Below are 18631 nucleotides of genomic sequence, written 5' to 3' on the forward strand. Positions count from 1 at the left end.
CGGGGTCTTTAGAGGAACTCTCCAAACGTACCGCTGATCGTCGGGTCCGCATACCGGCACGTGTAGAGGCTCACCACAAGCCGCGCGCTCTGGCCAGCCTGCCGACCATCAGCCCGACACGCAGCACAAGCGCGTCCCGTGGGTCGGTCGCGCTCCGGCCGGTGAGCTCCGCTGCCCGTTTCAGCCGGTATCGCACGGTATTGGGGTGCACATACAGCTGGCGGGCGCACGCCTCCAGCACACCACCTGCCTCCAGATAAGCCGTGACGGTCTGTTCGATGGCGCCGCCCGCTTGCTCCAGCGGCCGCGCGATCTCCTCGATGAGGGTTCGTTCCGCCTCGGCGTCGCCGGCCAGTGCCCGTTCGGGCAACAGGTCGGACGCGCGAACCGGGCGCGGCGCCCCCGACCACCCGACGACGGCACGCAGCCCGGAGAGCGCCTCGACGGCGCTGCGATGACCGTCGGCCAGCCGAGGTACGGTCGACCCGGCCACGACCGGGCCGGTGCCGAAGCACTCGGTCAGCGCCGGCAAGACCTGTTCGGCGTCCGCGGTGCCGGTCGTGGGGCCGTTGACGACCACGATCAGCCTGCTTCCCTGCACGCCGACCAGCACGGACCGGCCGATCCTGGCGGCCTGCGTGCGCACCTTGGTGATGACGTCGGGGGAGTCGGCCGACGGTGCGGCCCCGACCACGACGGTGGCCGCGCTCGCCGGGTCCCAGCCGAGGGCGGCCGCGCGGGACAACAGCGACTCCTCGGCGTCACCACGCACGATCCCGTCGACCACGAGGGCTTCCAGGCGGGCGTCCCATGCACCACGGGACTCGGCGGCCGCTGCGTAGGCGGTGGCCGCCGCAAACGCGACTTCCCGGCCGTAGCGCAGCACGCTCTCGGTCAGCAGCACGCGCTCGGCTTCCGTCGCCGCGTACTTGGGCAGCTCGCGCTCGAAGACCTCGATGGCGATGCGGATGAGCACGACGGTGTGGCGGAGGTTGATCAGCCGGGACAGTTCCCGTGGTGCGTCACGGAAGGCTTCCGTGGTCGGTCTGGACGGAATCGTGGGATCACGCAGCCACTTGGTGAACCCGGCTGCTTCCGCCTGGGTGATGAGCAGGACGCTGGCCCGTTGGTCGGCGGTCATCCGGGAGAACCACGGCAACCGCCGGTGCATCTCCGCCACGCACGCGCCTGCCAGATCACCCGAGGCGCGCTCGACCTTGCGCATGGTGGTCGGTGACAGCCCGGTGGCGGGCGGGTCGGGCGCGTGCGAGGTCATGCCGACAACAGTAATCGAGCGAGCCGTCGCGGCCGATTGCGTCGCGATGCGGCCGACCTACCCCGCCAGTCATCGAACGGGTGACATTTCCCTCGGCGCGATCGAACGCGGGTTCTGCTTTTTCGAACCATGCCGGAAGTCGTTCCAGCCGGTGTGATGATCACCGTCGAGGAATGTGTGCCCTGGTCCGCAGGCAAAAGAGATTCGACCGGTGCCAAGCGTTTCGCATGGGCGATTGTCGCGATTTCCGCAGCGTTTGCGTCCACTATGGACCGGCACGTCCTTTTTGCGCTCCTCGACTCACCCGTCCGTGCGGCCCGTTCGAGTTGCTGACCAGCGTCGGCGGGCTGACGATCACGCTGACCGGCGTCCAGCGCTGACGAGGAGGAGATCGCTGTGGATCAGCTCAAACAGGGCCTGGGCGACGCGTGGAGTGCCATTGCCACGTTCGTGCCCAAGCTGTTGATGTTCCTGATTGTCTTGTTGATCGGTTGGCTTATCGCCAAAGCCGTGTCGAAAGGCCTGAGCCTGCTTCTGCAGAAGCTCGGGTTCGCCCGGCTGGTCGACAAGACCGGCCTTTCCCGCATGTTCCAGCAGTCGAACATCGACGCCGGGCAAATCATCGTCAAGCTGGTCTACTATTTCATTCTGCTCATCGCGCTGCAGATCGCGTTCGGGGCCTTCGGGCCGACGAATCCGGTCAGCCAGTTGCTCAACGAGGTGATCGCGTTCCTGCCGCGCATCGTGGTGGCCATCGTGTTGGTGCTCGTCGCGGCGGCGATCGGCAACGCGGTCCGCGAGCTGATCGGCAACGCGCTGGCCGGTCGCGGGGCCGCGCACGGGTTGGCCACGGCGGCCTACTGGTTGATCCTGGCACTGGGCATCATCGCGGCACTGAGCCAGGTCGGCATCGGCGAGCTGGTCACCGGTCCGGTACTGATCGCGGTGCTGGCCACGGTCAGCGGTGTGATCATCGTCGGCTTCGGCGGTGGGCTGATCAAGGCGACGGCGCAGCGCTGGCCGAACTGGCTGGACACCATCGAGCGGCAGTTCTCCGGCGATTCGGCCGGGGCTCGGCGTGCGCAGGCGGGGCCGGCCCCCGGCCAGCACGGTGGGCCTGCTGCCGGCGGCGTCAGCGGGGACCTGCGCGAATAGTCACGCACGGCCCGCGAGTAGTCACGCAAACGACGAACGAACAGCCACGCAACGACAAGCGGGCTGGGCGGAAGCGATCTTCCTGCCCAGCCCGCTTTCGTGGGTCCGGCGACTTACGCCACGCCCGAGTCCGACAGCTGCGGACCGGCGGCCGTCACGTCGTCGATGCGGTACTTGCGCGCCGCCTCGATCACCGTGGACGGCTTGATGTCGCCGTTGCGGGCCAGCGCGTTGAGCGTGGCGACTGTGATCGACTCGGCGTCGACCAGGAAGTGCCTGCGCGCGGCCGGGCGGGTGTCGGAGAAGCCGAACCCGTCGGTGCCCAGCGTGTACATCGGCACCGGCACCCACGGCCGGATCAGGTCCGGAACCGCGCGCATCCAGTCGGACACCGCCACGACCGGGCCCGCCACGTCGGACAGCACCTGGGTGACGTACGGGACGCGCGGCTCGTCGTCGACGTGCAGCAGGTTGTCCCGGTCGACCTCCACCGCCTCCCGGCGCAGCTCCGACCACGAGGTCGCGGACCAGACGTCGGCGTGTACACCCCACTCGTTGGCGAGCAGCTCCTGGGCGCGCAGCGCCTCGGGCATCGCCACACCGGACACCAGGATCTGTGCCCGCGGGCCGGTGCCCTCCGGGGCGACCTGGTACCGGTACAAGCCCTTCAACAGGCCCTCGACGTCGAGGTCCTCCGGCTCCGGCGGCTGCTGGTACGGCTCGTTGTAGACCGTCAGGTAGTACATGACGTCTTCCGGGTTCTCGCCGTACATGCGCCGCAGCCCGTCCCGCACGATGTGCGCGATCTCGAACGCCCACGCCGGGTCGTAGGACACCACGGCCGGGTTGCCGACCGCCAGCAGCTGGGAGTGCCCGTCCGCGTGCTGCAGGCCCTCACCGGTGAGCGTGGTGCGGCCCGCCGTGGCACCGATGATGAACCCGCGGGCCATCTGGTCGGCCGCGGCGTAGAAGCCGTCACCGGTGCGCTGGAACCCGAACATCGAGTAGAAGATGTACACCGGGATCATCGGTTCGCCGTGCGTGGCGTACGACGTACCGACCGCGGTGAACGACGCCGCCGAACCGGCCTCGTTGATGCCTTCGTGCAGCAGCTGGCCGTCCTCGGCCTCCTTGTAGGCCAGCATCAACTGCGCGTCCACCGACGTGTAGCTCTGCCCGTGCGGGTTGTAGATCTTGGCCGTCGGGAACATCGAGTCGAGGCCGAACGTGCGTGCCTCGTCCGGGATGATCGGCACGACCCGCTTGCCGATGTTGGCGTCCTTGGCCAGCTCGCGGATCAGTCGCACCAGCGCCATCGTGGTGGCGACCTCTTGCTTGCCGGAGCCCTTGCGGATGCCCTCGTAGACCTTGTCGCCGGGCAGCACCAGCGGCTTGGATTCCACCCGCCGCTCGGGCAGGAAGCCCCCGAGCGCCTTGCGGCGGCCGATCATGTACTGGATCTCCGGGGATTCCTCGCCCGGGTGGTAGTACGGCGGCAGCGCCGGGTCGGCCTCCAGCTCCTTGTCGCTGATCGGGATGCGCTGGGCGTCCCGGAACAGCTTGAGGTCGTCGAGCGTGAGCTTCTTCATCTGGTGCGTGGCGTTGCGGCCCTCGAACGCCGGGCCGAGGCCGTAGCCCTTGATGGTGTGGGCCAGGATCACCGTCGGCTGACCGTGGTGCTCCATCGCCGCCTTGTAGGCCGCGTACACCTTGCGGTAGTCGTGGCCACCACGCTTGAGGTTCCAGATCTCCTCGTCGGTGAGGTGCTTGACCAGCTCCTTGGTGCGCGGGTCACGCCCGAAGAAGTGCTCCCGCACGTAGGCGCCGTCGTTGGCCTTGTACGTCTGGTAGTCGCCGTCCGGCGTGACGTTCATCAGGTTGACCAGCGCGCCGTCGCGGTCGGCGTGCAGCAACGCGTCCCACTCACGGCCCCAGATCACCTTGATGACGTTCCAGCCCGCGCCGCGGAAGTAGGCCTCCAGCTCCTGGATGATCTTGCCGTTCCCGCGGACCGGGCCGTCCAGCCGCTGCAGGTTGCAGTTGATGACGAACGTCAGATTGTCCAGGCCTTCGGCGGCCGCGACGTGGATCAGGCCGCGCGACTCCGGCTCGTCCATCTCGCCGTCGCCGAGGAAGGCCCACACGTGCTGGTCGGAGGTGTCCTTGATGCCGCGGGCGTGCAGGTAGCGGTTGAACCGCGCCTGGTAGATGGCGTTCATCGGGCCGAGGCCCATGGACACCGTGGGGAACTCCCAGAAGTCCGGCATCAGCCGCGGGTGCGGGTACGACGGCAGGCCGCCACCCTTGCCCGCGTGCGAGTACTCCTGGCGGAACCCGTCCAGCTGGGCGGCGGTGAGCCGTCCCTCCAGGAACGCGCGCGCGTAGATACCGGGGGAGGCGTGCCCCTGGATGAAGATCTGGTCGCCGCCACCGGAGTGCGACTTGCCGCGGAAGAAGTGGTTGAAGCCGACCTCGTACAGCGCGGCGGACGAGGCGTAGGTCGAGATGTGGCCACCGACGCCGACACCGGGCCGTTGCGCGCGGTGCACCATGACCGCCGCGTTCCACCTGATGTAGGCGCGGTAGCGGCGCTCGATCTCCTCGTCCCCGGGGAACCACGGCTCGTTCTCCGTCGGGATGGTGTTGACGTAGTCAGTGGCGGTCAGGGGCGGGACGCCGATGTTGCGTTCGCGGGCACGCTCGAGAATGCGCAATAGCAGGTATCGAGCCCGCTGTTGGCCGCCCCTGGCCAACGCTTCGTCGAACGAATCCAGCCATTCGCCAGTCTCTTCCGGGTCGATGTCGGGCAGGTGTGCCGCCAGGCCGTCCCGGATGACCCGCACGCGGGCCGGCGCTTTGTCACCCGATGGGGCAGCGCCGGACGGCGGAGTGTTTTGCTGGGGCAAGGGTGCCGCTCCTAGCTCGTAACTATCTCTTGTGTGATGTTGTTGCCATCCTTCCGCGTCCCGGCGTTTTCGTCATCGTTACTCGCCGGTAAGCGGGTGGTCGTGACCGTCGAGTGCGGGAAATAATGCCGACTCGGTGGCCGTTGCTGCTTGCATGCGCGGCCACTGCGGTGTTCGCTGTCACTACTCAATACTGACGTTACAAGAGTCAGCGCGCCGATGCGCAGCGCATGGCAGGTAGGAGGAGTAGCAGTCGTGGTCGCGGCTGGAGACGTCGCCGACAGGCTTGGCATCAAGCCGGACATGGTGGTTCAGGAGATCGGCTGGGACGAGGATGTCGACGAGGACGTTCGTGCCGCGATCGAGGAAAGAATTGGCGGGGAGATCCTCGACGAGGACGCCCAGGAGGTCGTCGACGTGGTCCTGCTGTGGTGGCGTGACGGTGACGGCGATCTCGGCGACGCGCTGGTGGACGCCAGGCAGCCGTTGAGCGAGGACGGCGTGGTGTGGGTGCTCACACCCAAGACGGGGCAGGAAGGCCACGTCGAACCCGCGGAGATCTCCGAGGTCGTGCCGACCGTCGGACTGGCACAGACGTCAACCCTCAGTGTGGGGCCGAAGTGGGCTGCGTCTCGCCTTGTGCCGCCGAGGGGGGCACGGCGTTGACCTCGGCACTACCCTGACCCGCGTTGGAGGACCATCCACGGGTTAGGGAGGCAGCAGCACATGATCGACGTCGAGGTCGGTTCGATCGCGCCCGAGTTTTCGCTCAACGACTACAACAAGCAGCCCGTGAAGCTGTCGGATTTTCGGGGCGAGAAGCCGGTGCTGCTGGTGTTCTACCCGTTCGCCTTCAGCGGGATCTGCACGTCCGAGCTCTGCCAGCTGCGGGACGAGTTCGCCGCCTATGAGGACAAGGTGCAGGTGCTGGGCATTTCGGTGGACACGCCGTTTGCCCTGAAGGCGTGGGCGGACCAGCAGGGTTACCAGTTCCCGCTGCTGTCGGACTTCTGGCCGCACGGTGAGGTCGCGAAGAAGTACGGCGTGTTCAACGAGGACAACGGCATGGCCGTGCGCGGGACGTTCTTGATCGACGCCGACGGTGTCGTGCGGTTCGTCGAGCGCAATGCGCCGGGGGAGGCGCGCGACCAGGAGGCGTGGAAGAAGGCGATCGCGGAGCTTTAAGGTATAACGGGTACCTGGTACGCCGGGTACCTTCGGGCGCATAGCTCAGCGGAAGAGCACCTGCCTTACAAGCAGGGGGTCGCTGGTTCGAACCCAGCTGTGCCCACCGTTCGAGCCTCGGGCAGTGTCCTCTGACCTGCAAAAATGTCGTTCCTCGTGGCCTGATGTGCCCGCAGATGGCAACCTGATTGGGCACGAATTGGGCACGTTGGGCACGAGGTAGGGCGCTGAGGACCTCGCGCAACCGGTGGGCGTGCTCGGCGCTGAGGTCGATCTCGCGCAGCCAGGCCGACACCGAGGCGGCCCCGCAGGGGACATCCCGCGGGGCCGCCTGCAAGTCGTTCAGCGCGCGCAGCTTCCGGTGCCGTACGACAGCACGGGGTCGTTCTTGGCCACACCGGAGAACGACGTGGTGTTGAACCAGTCGACCTTCGCGCCGTTGAGCTTGTACTTGTTGACTTTGCCCGAGTACGTCCGGCCGTTGCTGTCGAGCGTCGCATTCACCGTCAGCAGCGTGGTGCCCTCGCACCGGTACCGCGACGCGGCGGACATACCGCCGCCTTCCCACAGGTCGAATACGCGGTTGCCGCTGCCCTTGACGGTCAGCCACCGGCCTTCGGCGCGGGTGAGGATCCGGAACCGCATCGTGTTCGCGCCTGCGGACGTGGTCACCAGCACCTCTTCACCGTCACGACCGTCGATGTCGGTGATCCGGGGCGTGCGCGGCGCCATTCCTTCCATGACATCGAAGCGGTACCGCTCAATTGTGCCGTCGTCGAATGTGACCACCATTTCGTGCTGCGTTTCCGACACGTCACGAATCGTGACTCGCTCGTCCCCGCCGCGGCTGTCAACATTCGCATAGGTGGTCACCCAGGCAGCGGTCGACATGGCTCCGCCGCCGCTGTCGGTGCCGTCATGGCGGCCACCGCGACGAGTCCGGACACCACGATCCCCAGGTCCCTTTGACGCGTGGATGTCTCCCCTGATCCCGAACGCCCGGTTCGTTCCGGGCAGCCAGAAAGTCGCCCGGCCGCCACCGAGGTTGTGCGCCTGACGAAACTGTGCTGACGGCCCGCACATCAGCCGCATCCGGCACCTGCTCGTCGCGACAGCGGACTAGTCTCAGCCGATGGCTCACGACACTTGGGCAGACTTGGCAAGCACCTACGTCGACGAGGCTTTCGCTTCGGCGAAGGGCTATGTCCGCGCGTATGTGATGCACCAGCAGCTGCGCGTCCACCTCCCTCCGGCGCCGGCTACGGTGCTGGACGTCGGCGGCGGTGCAGGCCATCACTCGTTCCCGCTGGCCCAGATCGGTTACCAGGTCACGTTGCTCGACCCGTCCTCGGCGATGCTGGACAAAGCACGGGAACGGCTGGAGCGGCTCCCCGCCGAGGTGCGGAGTCGCGTGACGATCGTGCAGGCGGACGGGGAGAGCGCCGACGACGCGGTGCGGGGGCAGCGGTCGTGTTGTGTCACGGCGTGCTCGGCTACCTCGCTCGTCCGGAACCGGTAATCGACCAGCTGTGCCGGTGTGTCGTCCCTGGCGGGCTGGTCTCGATCATGGACGGGAACGCTAACGCGATGGCGGTCCGGCCCGCGCTGGAGGGGCGGTGGGCCGACGCGCTGGAAGCATTCGACGCCCGCACCGAGATCGGGGTTCTCGGCGCTCGGGGATACGCGCGCACGGTCGACGAGATCGCCCGACTGCTCGCCGAACGCGGCGTTGGCATGGAGCACTGGTACGGCGTGTGGCTGTTCGTCGACTGGCTGGAGTTCAGCGGGCGTGCACTCGATCCCACCGACGAAGAGCGGCTTCAGGCGGCGGCAGCGGTCGAGCTCGAGGCCAGCAGACGCGACCCGTATCGGCAGCTGAGCCGAGCGTTCCACGTCGTCGCCCGCAAGCCTCGCGACGCACACCGTCAGCCGAGTTAGCAGGGGAGAACGCCGCAGGCCGGTGACGATGGCCGCGAGCTTGGTCCGAAGCCAGCGGTGTCAACGGCGACGTCGAGTCACCTGGTGACTCGGATCATCCCGCGCGCGCCACGCTCGGCGTCGGACATGACGTGGTTGACGACGGGGTAGTGGCCCGGCTCCGTGAACGTCAGCTCGGCGAAGCCGCCCTGGGCGGGCAACAGGGGAAGGACCTGTGCCCCGGTGTCGACCGCCGGTGCGGACGCCGAGCCGACCAGCCAACGTCCCTCACTCCACACGCGGTCGAACTGCCCGCCGACGACGTGCAAGGACAGCGGCCGGTTGGGGCCCGCGTCGAGCGCCCAGATCCGCACACGCTCGCCGACTTCGGCGGTGAGCGGTTGGTGCGAGTACTGGTCCGGATACCCGTTGAAGACAACCGTGTCCGGCTTGCCCGCCTGGATGGCGGCTGCGTCCGGCGTGCCACCCTGCGGACCGAAATACATCTCGGACTGCACCAGCACGTACGAGCGGTCGACCGGAGGCAGGTTCGGCGGCTCGATCACGACGGCGCCGAAAAGCCCGGCCGCGATGTGCGTGGACATAGGCACGGTCGAGCAGTGATACATCCACACCCCGGCACGTGTGGCCGTGAACCGGTAGACCAGCGACTCGCCGGGGGCGATGGTGCGCATGGGCCGGTCGGGGGCGAGCGCCCCGGCGTGGAAGTCGATCGAATGCCCGATCGATCCGTCGTTGACCAGCGTGATCTCGAAGCGGTCACCCACGCGGCCGTGCAGGATCGGGCCGGGGACGGTGCCGTTGTACGACCACACGGTCTGCCGTACGCCTGGCGCGACTTCCCGTTCGGTTTCGCTGATCACCAGGCGCACCCGATGCAGCCGGCCGGATGGTGCTGCCGGCAAGCGTGCGTCCCGAGCGCGAAAGTCTTCCGGTGGTGTCGCCCCGGGGGCGTACGTGGCGCGCGGGCCGTCGTCGGTGTCGTGTGGGTGTTCGCCGGTGCTGTGCCCGCTGACGCGCGAGCTACCGCTGTCGGGCGACGGGGTGTCGTGTTGAGCGCCCTTGACCTTGATGGTCAGCACCATGCCCATCTGACGGTGTCCTGCCACCGAACACCACCCGTCGATGTTTCTGCCCACCACTCCGACGTCCACGACAGCGCTTTCCCCGGGCGCCAGCCGGCCGGACTTGGCACCGGTGTCCAGCACCAGGTCATGCACGGTGCCTTTCGACGCGTTCCGCACGGTGATCACCAACCGGTTGCCCGCCGGAACCTCGATCGTGTCGGGCGTGAAGCGCATCCCGGATGCCCGAACCTCGACCGTGGTCGTGCGACCGGTCGGGGTGATGTCCTCGGCGGCGGAGGTGATCGGACGGTTCAGCGCGACCGGATCGAGTGCGGCGCCGGTCGCGGTCGCGACAAGGACCGCAGCCAACCCGGCGATCGCGAGACCGCTGGGTCGGCCGGGCGTGCGGACAGGATCGACCGGCCGCGCCGATGCCCCACCTTGGCGCGCAGCGGCCTTGGCCCGTCGTGAAGCGCGCATCGCGGCGAACAGGATCGGCACGAAGCTCGCCAGCGCGCCGAGCACCAGCATCGAGACCACCACGCGCACCAGGCTGGGCACCGGAAACGCACAGACGACCAGGCCGACGTTGGTCATCACCAGGCGCGTCGGACCACCGGCGTCGAACACCCGGTTGGCGGCACGTACCGGAGACGGGCCACCACCGAGAACGACCGGGACCAGATACGACAGCGCGCCGACGAGGATCTGCGCGACGAAACCGACCGCCAGCAGCGGCGTGATCTCCTCGATGACGGTGCCCAATCCGGTGAGGTCCACCGTGGCGGCGGCTACCGTGGCCACGATCAGACAGGCCACCAGCCAGCTGACCGCGCACAGGATGGACCATGCGGCGAAAGACGTCGGTGGTTTCGTACGCGCCGATCGGATCGCCGGCCGGGCGAGCACCGCGATCCCGGTCAGATAGCCGAGCAGCCCCACGACGATCGGGGCACGCCACCCGGTCAGAGCGCCGCCGGCGAGCACTCCGACGGAGCAGAGCAGGACCGGCAACGCGCGCCGCGCGGTTCGTTCGGCGCCGGGGCTGATCCGGGTGCGTAACACCGTCGGCCACAGGGTGATCAGCGTGCCGAGCACGGTGAGCCCGAGGAAACCGAGCACGTTCACCGCGATGTGGGCGAGGCGCAGCCGCTCGTGCAGCACACCGTCGTGGTCGTATGCCATCCAGGCTCCGAAGACCGCGCCGATTGGGAGCAAGCATCCTGCCGCCACGTAGAAGTGGGCCGTCGGCGCGAACCGGTTGGCCAGTGCCCGGCGAAGCTGACCCATCAGCACGCAGGCATGCCACACGACCGCTGTGACGAGCAGAGCCGCACCGATGGCGACGGCCGCCCACACGCCGGTGAGCATGCCGACGACAAGGACGACAACACCGCCGTTGAACAAGACGAGCCGGGCGGTCTGTTCGCGCCGCGGGGCCGGTGGGCAACGCAGCAGCGTGTCGGCGAAATACCTGCTCCACACCAGGATCGCGTGACCGGCCGCGCCCAGCACCAGGAGGTGGATCATCAACCAGCGTGGCTCCGGTACGAACGGATGCACCAGCGTCGCCGCGACCGCGGCGACCAGCCACCCCACGGTCGGCAGGTCGCGCATCGGCCAGAATCCGCGGCTGTTCATCTCGCACCTCGCTTGTCTCCGGTCCGGATCAGTGACCAGCCGACGGCGGCGAGGAAGCCGAGCAAGGACAGCACGGTGACCACGCCGCCCACCTGCCACGCGAGGCGAAGACCGAGTGCATCGCCGAGCCACAGTCGCACGACCAACCCGGCGTGGAGCAGCAGCAACGGCAGGTACATGCCGCGGTGGTGCGACAGCGGAATCCGCACCACCGCAGGCAGGATGACGGGGGCGTGCGCCATCACCATCGACATCGCGAAACCGAGAAACACAGCGTGCGTCGTGGCGTCGTACACGGCTTCGGACGTCGAAGCCGGGTCGGTCACCAGCCACAGCGAAGCTGCCACCACCAGCCACGCTTGCCCGGCGAGCATGGCGCAGGCCATGAAGCGGGCCGGTTCGCCCGCCCGCACCGTTCGACGTGCTACGTCGAACCGGACCAGCCACGCCGCCGTACCAGCGAGAACGACGCCGAAGAGAACGGTCGAAGCGGGCCACAACAGGGCGATCAGCGCGCCACAGCCGACGGACGCGGCGAGAAGCACCAAAGCGCGACCCGCGTGCGGCGGCATGTGCAGAGTGGCCAGCTCGAGCCGTTCCCCGGCGATCGTGAGCACCAGGAAACCGGCCAGCCAGGGCACGACCGACTGGACCGGCACGCCGCCGAGCAAACAGATCGCAGCGCCGAGCGCGAGCACCGCGCCGAGCCCTTGCACCACGACCGCCTGGTCATAACGGCGGCGCCACAGTGCGCCGTACACGGCGACCAGCACCGCCGCCCCCACCACGAGCAAAACCGCACCAGCGGTCCGGGTGTGCGGGGCGAGCATGAGCAAGGCGCCCGCGGACAGGCATGCGGGCGCGCTGTAGGCGGCACGCCGGCGGAGCGCGACGGCACGTTCCAAAGCGATGAGTGTGCCGAGGAACCCCAAGGTCATGAGCGACCCGTGGGCCTCGGCGGTGCGATCGCCCGGAACGGGGGACCAGACCCCGAGCAGGGAGAGTGCTCCGTCGAGGCCGGCCAGCAGTGCCGCCACGGCGGGCACGGCGAACACGGCTCGCCACGGCCGAGATGCGGCGATGCTCGTCGATGTCGCAGCGACCTCGGCGGTCATGCCTGTTCTCCGATCCGCAAGCGGCACGCGCCGACCTCGGCGAACGGCGTCAACTCCACACCGGTGTCGGTGCCGGTACGGTGCAGCAGCCCTTCCACCAGGCCCTGATGGACCCCGCACACCACATCCGGCGCCTCGCGAGCCGCGGCGAGCAGGGGGCAGCGGGTCAGCCGCACGGTGTGCTCGTCGGATGCGTCCGCCTCCGGACCGAATCCCATCCGCTCGAGCGTCTGCGAGACCTCCGACCGTCGCGCCGGCTGGTCGGCGAGCCGTCGCCCCCAACCACGCCCCGCTTGCCGCGCGCTCTCGGCCGGGGAGTTGCTGGCCAGCCGGACGGCGTCGACGAGCGCGATGGCCAGCCCGGTGAGCTCCGCCGCCGGTCCCGGGCGAGCTCCCGTGGCCACGTAGCGATGTGCCGGGCGTCCTCGCCCCTGGCCCTGCTCGGTGGTCCGGACGACAGCACCACACTTCAGCAGCGGCTCCAGATGGAAGCGCACGGTGTTCGGATGCAGGCCGCTCGCCTCGGCCAGCTCGGCGAGGGTCGCCGGTCCCGGCAACGAGTCCAGCGCGGTCAGCAGCTTCGCCTGCCCCGCGGGCAACGGCTGCTCCGCGGCGGTACGAGGACCTACCTGCCCACTAATTTTCACGAGAAAACTGTAGTAAATTTGGCGGCGCCGGGTCCAGCCGGGGTGACCTGTGTGACGACAGTGAGGAGAGATCGACGATGCCGGATGTCGCCATCGCGTCGAACCGGGAAGACGCCGCCGCAGCCGACCAGGTTGTGGCACATCACGCCGAGATGGCCGGGAAGCTGGCAATGCTGGTGACCGCCGTAACGCAGGCGTCCACCGGTGAGGAGGCCCGCGCCGCGCGTGATCGCCTGGTGGCGTGGGCACGTGCCGGACTGTTGCCGCACGCCGCGGCGGAAGAGCGTTCCCTGTACCGGGCAGGTGGCGAGTTGGCCGAGTTGAAGGTGCTCGTCCCGGCCATGCTTGCCGAGCATCGAGCCATCGACGAGCTGGTCGAGACGCTCGCGCGTGCCGACACTTTCGGCGCGATCGCCGGTGCGGCCGGGGGTTTGCGGGAGATCGTCAGCGTTCACATCCACAAGGAGAACGAGGCTCTGCTCCCGGCGCTGGTGGCGTCCAACGCACATTCTGTGGCCGACCTGCTCGCGGAGATGCACGCAACGTCCGGAGCCTCCTCGCCGTCGGCGGAGTGTGATGCGCATGCGTGCGCGTGTGGTCACGAGGAGGCAGCCGAGCCTGAGCTGGATGCGTGTGCGATCCCGCATGCGATCAGGCACGCCACGATCTTCGGGGCACTGGACACCCTTCAGCCGGGCCGCTCGCTGACCCTGCTCGCCCCGCACGACCCGGTGCCGCTGCTGGCTCAGCTCGAGCAGCGCAACCCCGGCGCGTTCGAGGTGGAGTACCTGCGCCGCGGGCCCGACGTGTGGCGACTGCGTTTTCTGCGCCGCTGAGCGATCGAGCTCGACGACCCGTCCGTGAGCCGTCAACCGTGGGCCCGATCATCCTGTCGCGGATGCACGGACGCTACGAGCGCGCTCATGCGTCCGCAGAGGCTCCGGTGCAAGTGTGGCTACGAGTCGTGTACGGCCATTTCGCGGTGACCGTCGCTCATCGCGCCACACTCCAGTTGACTGACTGAACGTTCAGCCAGTATGCTGAATGGACGTTCAGTTAGGGGGTAGGCGGTGGCCCGACCGGAGACACGGCGCAGCGAAGGACAGGAGCGAGGAGCCGGCCTGGAACGCATCCGGGACGCGGCGATCGAGCTGTTCGGCAGGCACGGCGTGAAGGGCACGAGCCTGAAGGCGATTGCCGAGCACGCGGGGGTTTCGCCCGCGCTGATCGTGCACCACTACGGCTCCAAGGACGGCTTACGCGTGGCCTGTGACCAGCACGTGGCCGAGAGCCTGCTGGCGATCAAGACCGACGCGGTCCGGCAGGGGCCGCAACTCGATCCGGTAGGCATGATGGGCCAGCTGGTCGAGTACCGGCCGATGATGCGCTACCTGGCCAAGACCCTCGTCGACGGCAGCCCACACGTGAACGACCTGGTCGACCAGATCGTCAAGCACGCTGAGCAGTACACCGAGGACGGGGTGTCCGCGGGGTTGATCAAGCCGAGCGCGCACCCGCGAGCCCGCGTGGTGGTGCTGGTCCTGTTCTCGCTCGGCACGCTGGTCCTCCACCAGCACCTCAAGCGCTTGCTGGGCGTCGACCTGGTGGAAGGCGACGGGCCTCCGGCCGCGTATCTGCAGGCGGTCATGGAGATCTACAGCGAGGGCGTGTTCACCCCAGGGACCTACGAGAACCTCCGCAGCTACGTGGAGCAGCTGGGCGAGGAGTCCGACGCGAAAGGCGGCAACGATGAACGTGATTGAGTGTGCCGGGCTGGTGAAGAAGTTCGGCAACGTCCGTGCGCTCGACGGCCTGGACATGACGGTCGTCCAGGGCGAGGTGCACGGGTTCCTCGGTCCCAACGGTGCGGGCAAGTCCACCACGATCCGAGTCCTGCTCGGCCTGTTGAAGGCCGACGGCGGAACGGTGAAGTTGTTCGGCTCCGATCCGTGGCATGACGCCGTCGCCCTGCATCGTCGGCTCGCCTACGTGCCCGGTGACGTCGAGCTGTGGCCGAAGCTCACCGGTGGCGAGGCGATCGACGTCTTCGCGCGGCTGCGCGGTGGGATCAATCGTCGCAAGCGCGACGAGTTGTGCGAACGGTTCGACCTGGACCCGTCGAAGAAGGCACGCACGTACTCGAAAGGCAACAGGCAGAAGGTCGCCCTCATCGCCGCGTTGGCGTCCGACGTCGAGCTGCTGTTGCTCGACGAACCGACCGCGGGTCTGGACCCGCTGATGGAAATGGTGTTCCAGCAGGCCATCCGCGAGGCGCGCGAGGCAGGAACGACCGTGCTGCTGTCCAGTCACATCCTGGCCGAGGTGGAGGCGCTGGCCGACCGGATCTCGATCGTGCGACAGGGCAGGATCGTGGAGTCCGGGTCGCTGCGGGAACTGCGGCACATGACGCGCACGACCGTGGTGGTGGAGACCGAGAACTCCGCGGAACGGCTCGCCTCGGTCCCCGGTGTGCACGGGCTGCATCGCGAGGACGGCCACGTGCGGTTCGAGGTGGACGGCGACCGGGTCGACCAGGTGATGCGCGAGCTGTCCGGACTCGGTGTCCGGTCGATCGTCGCGCACCCGCCGACGCTCGAACAGCTGCTGATGAGCCACTACGGCGACGACCTCACGGCGCGCGGCGCCACGGCGGGGGTGAAGTGACGTGGCCACGCTGACGCGCACCCGGGCGGTGTCGCATCGCAGCGAGCCTGCCGCGTCGCGCACGGCGACCAGGCAGCTGGTGCGCTTCATGCTGCGTCAGGACCGGGTGAAATTCCCCGCCTGGGTCGGTGGGCTCGGACTGCTGGTGGTGTACATCGGCGCGGCCCTTCCGCAACTGGCGCCACAGGAGAAGGACCTCGTCTCGGTGGTGCCGCTGCTCGAGCAGCCGGTGGGCCGCATGTTCACCGGCCCCGCGTACGGCCTTGATGCGCCGACCTACGAGCGGTTCTTCGCCGGTGGGTACGCGTTGTACCTGTTCGTCCTGGCCGCGCTGATGAACATCATGCTGATCGTGCGGCACACCCGGCTCGAGGAGCAGACCGGCCGCGCGGAACTGATCCGCGCAAACGTCGTCGGTCGTGACGCGCAACTGACCGCGGCGCTGATCGTCGCCGGCATCACCAACCTCGCCGCCGCGCTCCTGGTGACGGTGCTGGCCGTCGCCAACGAGTTCGCCGTGACGGGGTCGATCGTGCTCGGGTCGGCCACCGGCCTGACCGGCATGGCGTTCGCCGGGATCACGGCGGTGACCGCCCAGCTCAGCGAGAGCTCGCGCGCGGCAGCGGGCATGGCCGGCGCGATTGCCGGAGCGGCGTTCGCCGTCCGAGCTGTCGGTGACATGGCCGAGGTCGGCGGCAGCGCTCTGTCGTGGGCTTCCCCGTTCGGGTGGGCGTCGCAGACTGCGCCGTACGTGCTCGACCGGTGGTGGCCGCTGGTGCTGCTGCTCGCGTTGAGCCTGGTCGGTGCGTACCTGGGCTTCGTCTTGCAGAACAGGCGCGACTTCGGGGCCAGCTTGATCAGCGCCCGGCCCGGTGCGGCGGAAGCCTCGCCTGCCCTCGGTACGCCGATCGGCCTGGCTGCGCGACTGCACACCGGTGGTCTCCTCGGGTGGGGTGTGGCGATCCTGATTCTCGGCGCCGTCGACGGAGCCTTCGCGAACGTCATGCTGGATTCGGCGGAAGACCTGCCGCCGGCCGTACAGGAGATGTTCGGCGGGGAGCAGCTGCTGGCCCGCTATGTGGCGTTCCTGGCGACCTTCTCCGGGTACCTCACCGCGGCCTACGTGGTGTTCGCCGCGAACGTGTTGCGCTCCGAGGAAGGATCCGGGCGGGCAAGTGCTCTGCTGGCCACGCCGACCAGCCGGTTCTCCTGGGCGGGTGCGCACCTGCTCGTGATCGGAGTCGGTGCGATCGGGATCCTGCTGGTCACGGGGCTGGCCACGGGGGCGGCCGTGGCCGGATCGCTCGGGGACTCGGAGCCGTTCGGGGACGTCGTGGCCAGCCACCTGAACATGGCTCCCGCGGTGTTGGTGGTGCTCGGCCTGTGCGCCGTGCTCTACGGCTGGGCGCCCGGAGCGTTGTCGGCGGTCGGCTGGACGGTCGTGGCCCTGATGGTCCTGGTCGGCAACTTCGCCGAGCTGCTCGACCTGCCGCAATGGGTGCGCGACTTGTCGCCGCTGAGCTATCCGGCCGAGATGCCGATCGAGGAGTTCGACGTGCTGCCGCTGTTGTGGTTGGCCCTCGTGGCGGTGGCGGCAGCCGGGGTCGGGCTCGCCGGCCTGCGCAGGCGCCAGATCGGCGTTCGCTGACTCGGCGCGGGTGTCAGATCAGCGTTCGCTGACTCAGCGCAGGTCGGCCAGCGCGGTGCGCAGCTGCGTCAACGCGGCCGAGATCCACGGCAAGCCGACCGGATCGTCCGAGTTCAGGGCCTGCCAACGCTGGTCGTCCGACTCGCCGTACAGCAGGCTGGTGGCCACCCGGAACCGCGGTGCTTGCGGGTGATCGCCGAACGCGGCGCCGCTGAGCACACCGACTCCGTGCTTGTCCAGCAAGAAGTCCGCGACGGCGTCCGCGCTGCGGAGGTCGTACTTGGCCAACCCGGGCAGCGGGCTCAGGTCGGGATACAGGTAGAAGGCCGCGGTGGGCGGACGGCAATCGGCGCCGGCGGCCACGAACTCGCGATGGACCGCCTGGGCCACGGCGGAGTGCAGCGCCCTGCTGGCCGCGACATGCTCACGGACCTCTGTGGGCTCGTCGAGCGCGTAAGCGGCCACTTCCTGCATGGGAGCGGCAAGGCTGGACCAGACCTCACTGGCGATGCCGATGACCGCATCGTGCGTGCGAGCGCCCAACTCGCCGTCGGGGAAGCGCGCGAAACCGATCCGCCAGCCGCCGAGCGCCAGGCTCTTCGACAAGCCGCCGGTGACGAAGCACTGGTGCGGCAGGAACTCGGCGGGGGAGTGCACCGGTTGGTCTGCCAGGTCGCGGTAGATCTCGTCGGAGACCACGGCCAGGCCGTGCTCCTCGGCGATCGCGCACACCTGCTTGACCCGCTCCGGCGAGGCCACCGTGCCGGTGGGGTTGTCCGGCAGGGTCAGCACCAGCACCCCGGGCCGCTGCCCGGCGTTGCGTGCTTGCGACAGCGTCGCGACCAGTGCGTCGGGGTCCGGCACGCCGCCCGCTTCTTCCGGAGTGTCCACCCAGTGCACCCGCTTGGCGCCGAGTGCGGCTTGCGCGGCATAGCTGACCCACGACGGGCGCGGCAGGATCACGTCCCCGGGAAGCGCCGTGATCAGTGCATACAGCAGAGCCTTGCTGCCCGGGGCCGTGATGATCTGCTCGGGGTCGGTGGGCACACCCCGGCGGATGAAGTAGCCCGCCACGGCCTGCCGCACCTCGGCGGAGCCGGCGACCGGGCCGTAGCCGTTGCGGACGACTGCGTCGCGCAGTCGTCCGGCGATCGCGTCCGGCACGGGCAGTCCGGCCTCGCCGAAGCCGAGGTGCACGACTCGTTCGCCTGCCGCGCGCCGAGCGGCGAGTTTCTCGTTGATGGCCAGTGTCGCCGAGTGGGCAACCATGTGGTGGGCCTCCTCCATCGCTTGCTGCAAACAATATTGCACGAACAGCATGCTGTGCAAACATGGTTCTCAGAATGGTGGCCCAGCGCGCTCTCGGCGCGCGGACTGAGCATGATGGGG

The 18631-nt window shown here is 68.7% G+C and carries 16 protein-coding genes and 1 tRNA gene; 10 read left to right on the plus strand and 7 right to left on the minus strand.

Annotated elements, in window-relative coordinates:
* Positions 1–70: 70 nt before the first annotated feature.
* Positions 71–1276 (minus strand): PucR family transcriptional regulator, encoded by a 1206-nt coding sequence (locus YWM_RS0108150; protein WP_028850316.1) that lies wholly within the window; start codon positions 1274–1276, stop codon positions 71–73.
* Between the two features lie 396 nt (positions 1277–1672).
* On the opposite strand from YWM_RS0108150, the gene YWM_RS22670 reads away from it, so the two are divergent.
* Positions 1673–2431, plus strand: a complete 759-nt coding sequence (locus YWM_RS22670) for a mechanosensitive ion channel family protein (protein ID WP_052344673.1) — start codon at positions 1673–1675, stop codon at positions 2429–2431.
* A gap of 113 nt (positions 2432–2544) precedes the next feature.
* On the opposite strand, the gene aceE is transcribed toward YWM_RS22670, so the two are convergent.
* Positions 2545–5337, minus strand: coding sequence for a pyruvate dehydrogenase (acetyl-transferring), homodimeric type (gene aceE / locus YWM_RS0108160; RefSeq protein ID WP_028850317.1), 2793 nt, complete (start codon positions 5335–5337; stop codon positions 2545–2547).
* Positions 5338–5592: 255 nt separating this feature from the next.
* Here aceE and YWM_RS0108165 point away from each other — a divergent pair, with 255 nt between their 5' ends.
* The 3 genes from YWM_RS0108165 (at position 5593) to YWM_RS0108175 (ending at position 6628) form a co-directional block, all read left to right on the plus strand.
* On the plus strand, positions 5593–6003 hold the full coding sequence (locus YWM_RS0108165; protein ID WP_028850318.1) for a DUF3052 domain-containing protein: 411 nt from the start codon (positions 5593–5595) through the stop codon (positions 6001–6003).
* Positions 6004–6066: 63 nt separating this feature from the next.
* Positions 6067–6522, plus strand: coding sequence for a peroxiredoxin (locus tag YWM_RS0108170; RefSeq protein WP_028850319.1), 456 nt, complete (start codon positions 6067–6069; stop codon positions 6520–6522).
* 34 nt (positions 6523–6556) lie between these two features.
* Positions 6557–6628 (plus strand) — tRNA-Val (locus tag YWM_RS0108175).
* A gap of 236 nt (positions 6629–6864) precedes the next feature.
* Here YWM_RS0108175 and YWM_RS0108180 read toward each other — a convergent pair.
* Positions 6865–7335 (minus strand): hypothetical protein, encoded by a 471-nt coding sequence (locus YWM_RS0108180; RefSeq protein WP_156914702.1) that lies wholly within the window; start codon positions 7333–7335, stop codon positions 6865–6867.
* Between the two features lie 319 nt (positions 7336–7654).
* On the opposite strand from YWM_RS0108180, the gene YWM_RS26790 reads away from it, so the two are divergent.
* Entirely contained in the window at positions 7655–8041 is a 387-nt protein-coding gene (locus YWM_RS26790) for a class I SAM-dependent methyltransferase (RefSeq protein ID WP_245565964.1), read from the plus strand.
* A gap of 47 nt (positions 8042–8088) precedes the next feature.
* Entirely contained in the window at positions 8089–8460 is a 372-nt protein-coding gene (locus tag YWM_RS26795) for a hypothetical protein (RefSeq protein ID WP_245565965.1), read from the plus strand.
* Positions 8461–8537: 77 nt separating this feature from the next.
* Here YWM_RS26795 and YWM_RS26800 read toward each other — a convergent pair whose 3' ends face one another.
* The 3 genes from YWM_RS26800 to YWM_RS0108200 are packed head-to-tail and all read right to left on the minus strand — an operon-like array spanning position 8538 to position 12930.
* On the minus strand, positions 8538–11168 hold the full coding sequence (locus tag YWM_RS26800; protein ID WP_028850321.1) for a multicopper oxidase domain-containing protein: 2631 nt from the start codon (positions 11166–11168) through the stop codon (positions 8538–8540).
* Entirely contained in the window at positions 11165–12283 is a 1119-nt protein-coding gene (locus tag YWM_RS0108195; protein ID WP_028850322.1) for a hypothetical protein, read from the minus strand. The genes YWM_RS26800 and YWM_RS0108195 overlap by 4 nt, the downstream gene beginning before the upstream one ends.
* Positions 12280–12930 (minus strand): helix-turn-helix transcriptional regulator, encoded by a 651-nt coding sequence (locus YWM_RS0108200; RefSeq protein ID WP_211232455.1) that lies wholly within the window; start codon positions 12928–12930, stop codon positions 12280–12282. The genes YWM_RS0108195 and YWM_RS0108200 overlap by 4 nt, the downstream gene beginning before the upstream one ends.
* Before the next feature lie 77 nt (positions 12931–13007).
* On the opposite strand from YWM_RS0108200, the gene YWM_RS0108205 reads away from it, so the two are divergent.
* The 4 genes from YWM_RS0108205 (at position 13008) to YWM_RS22685 (ending at position 17242) form a co-directional block, all read left to right on the plus strand.
* Positions 13008–13766 carry a DUF2249 domain-containing protein gene (locus YWM_RS0108205; protein WP_028850323.1) on the plus strand — a complete coding sequence of 253 codons (759 nt, stop codon included), beginning with the start codon at positions 13008–13010 and terminating at the stop codon, positions 13764–13766.
* 234 nt (positions 13767–14000) lie between these two features.
* Positions 14001–14693, plus strand: a complete 693-nt coding sequence (locus YWM_RS22680) for a TetR/AcrR family transcriptional regulator (protein WP_052344674.1) — start codon at positions 14001–14003, stop codon at positions 14691–14693.
* Positions 14680–15594, plus strand: coding sequence for an ABC transporter ATP-binding protein (locus YWM_RS0108215; protein WP_028850324.1), 915 nt, complete (start codon positions 14680–14682; stop codon positions 15592–15594). Before YWM_RS22680 ends, YWM_RS0108215 begins: the two co-directional genes overlap by 14 nt.
* Before the next feature lies 1 nt (position 15595).
* Entirely contained in the window at positions 15596–17242 is a 1647-nt protein-coding gene (locus YWM_RS22685) for an ABC transporter permease (protein WP_043660107.1), read from the plus strand.
* A gap of 33 nt (positions 17243–17275) precedes the next feature.
* On the opposite strand, the gene YWM_RS0108225 is transcribed toward YWM_RS22685, so the two are convergent.
* Positions 17276–18562: a pyridoxal phosphate-dependent aminotransferase gene (locus tag YWM_RS0108225; RefSeq protein WP_245565966.1), complete on the minus strand. Its 1287-nt coding sequence runs from the start codon at positions 18560–18562 to the stop codon at positions 17276–17278.
* Positions 18563–18631 lie beyond the last annotated feature (69 nt).

The organism is Thermocrispum municipale DSM 44069 (genome assembly GCF_000427825.1).
In the GTDB taxonomy this organism is placed as follows: domain Bacteria; phylum Actinomycetota; class Actinomycetes; order Mycobacteriales; family Pseudonocardiaceae; genus Thermocrispum; species Thermocrispum municipale.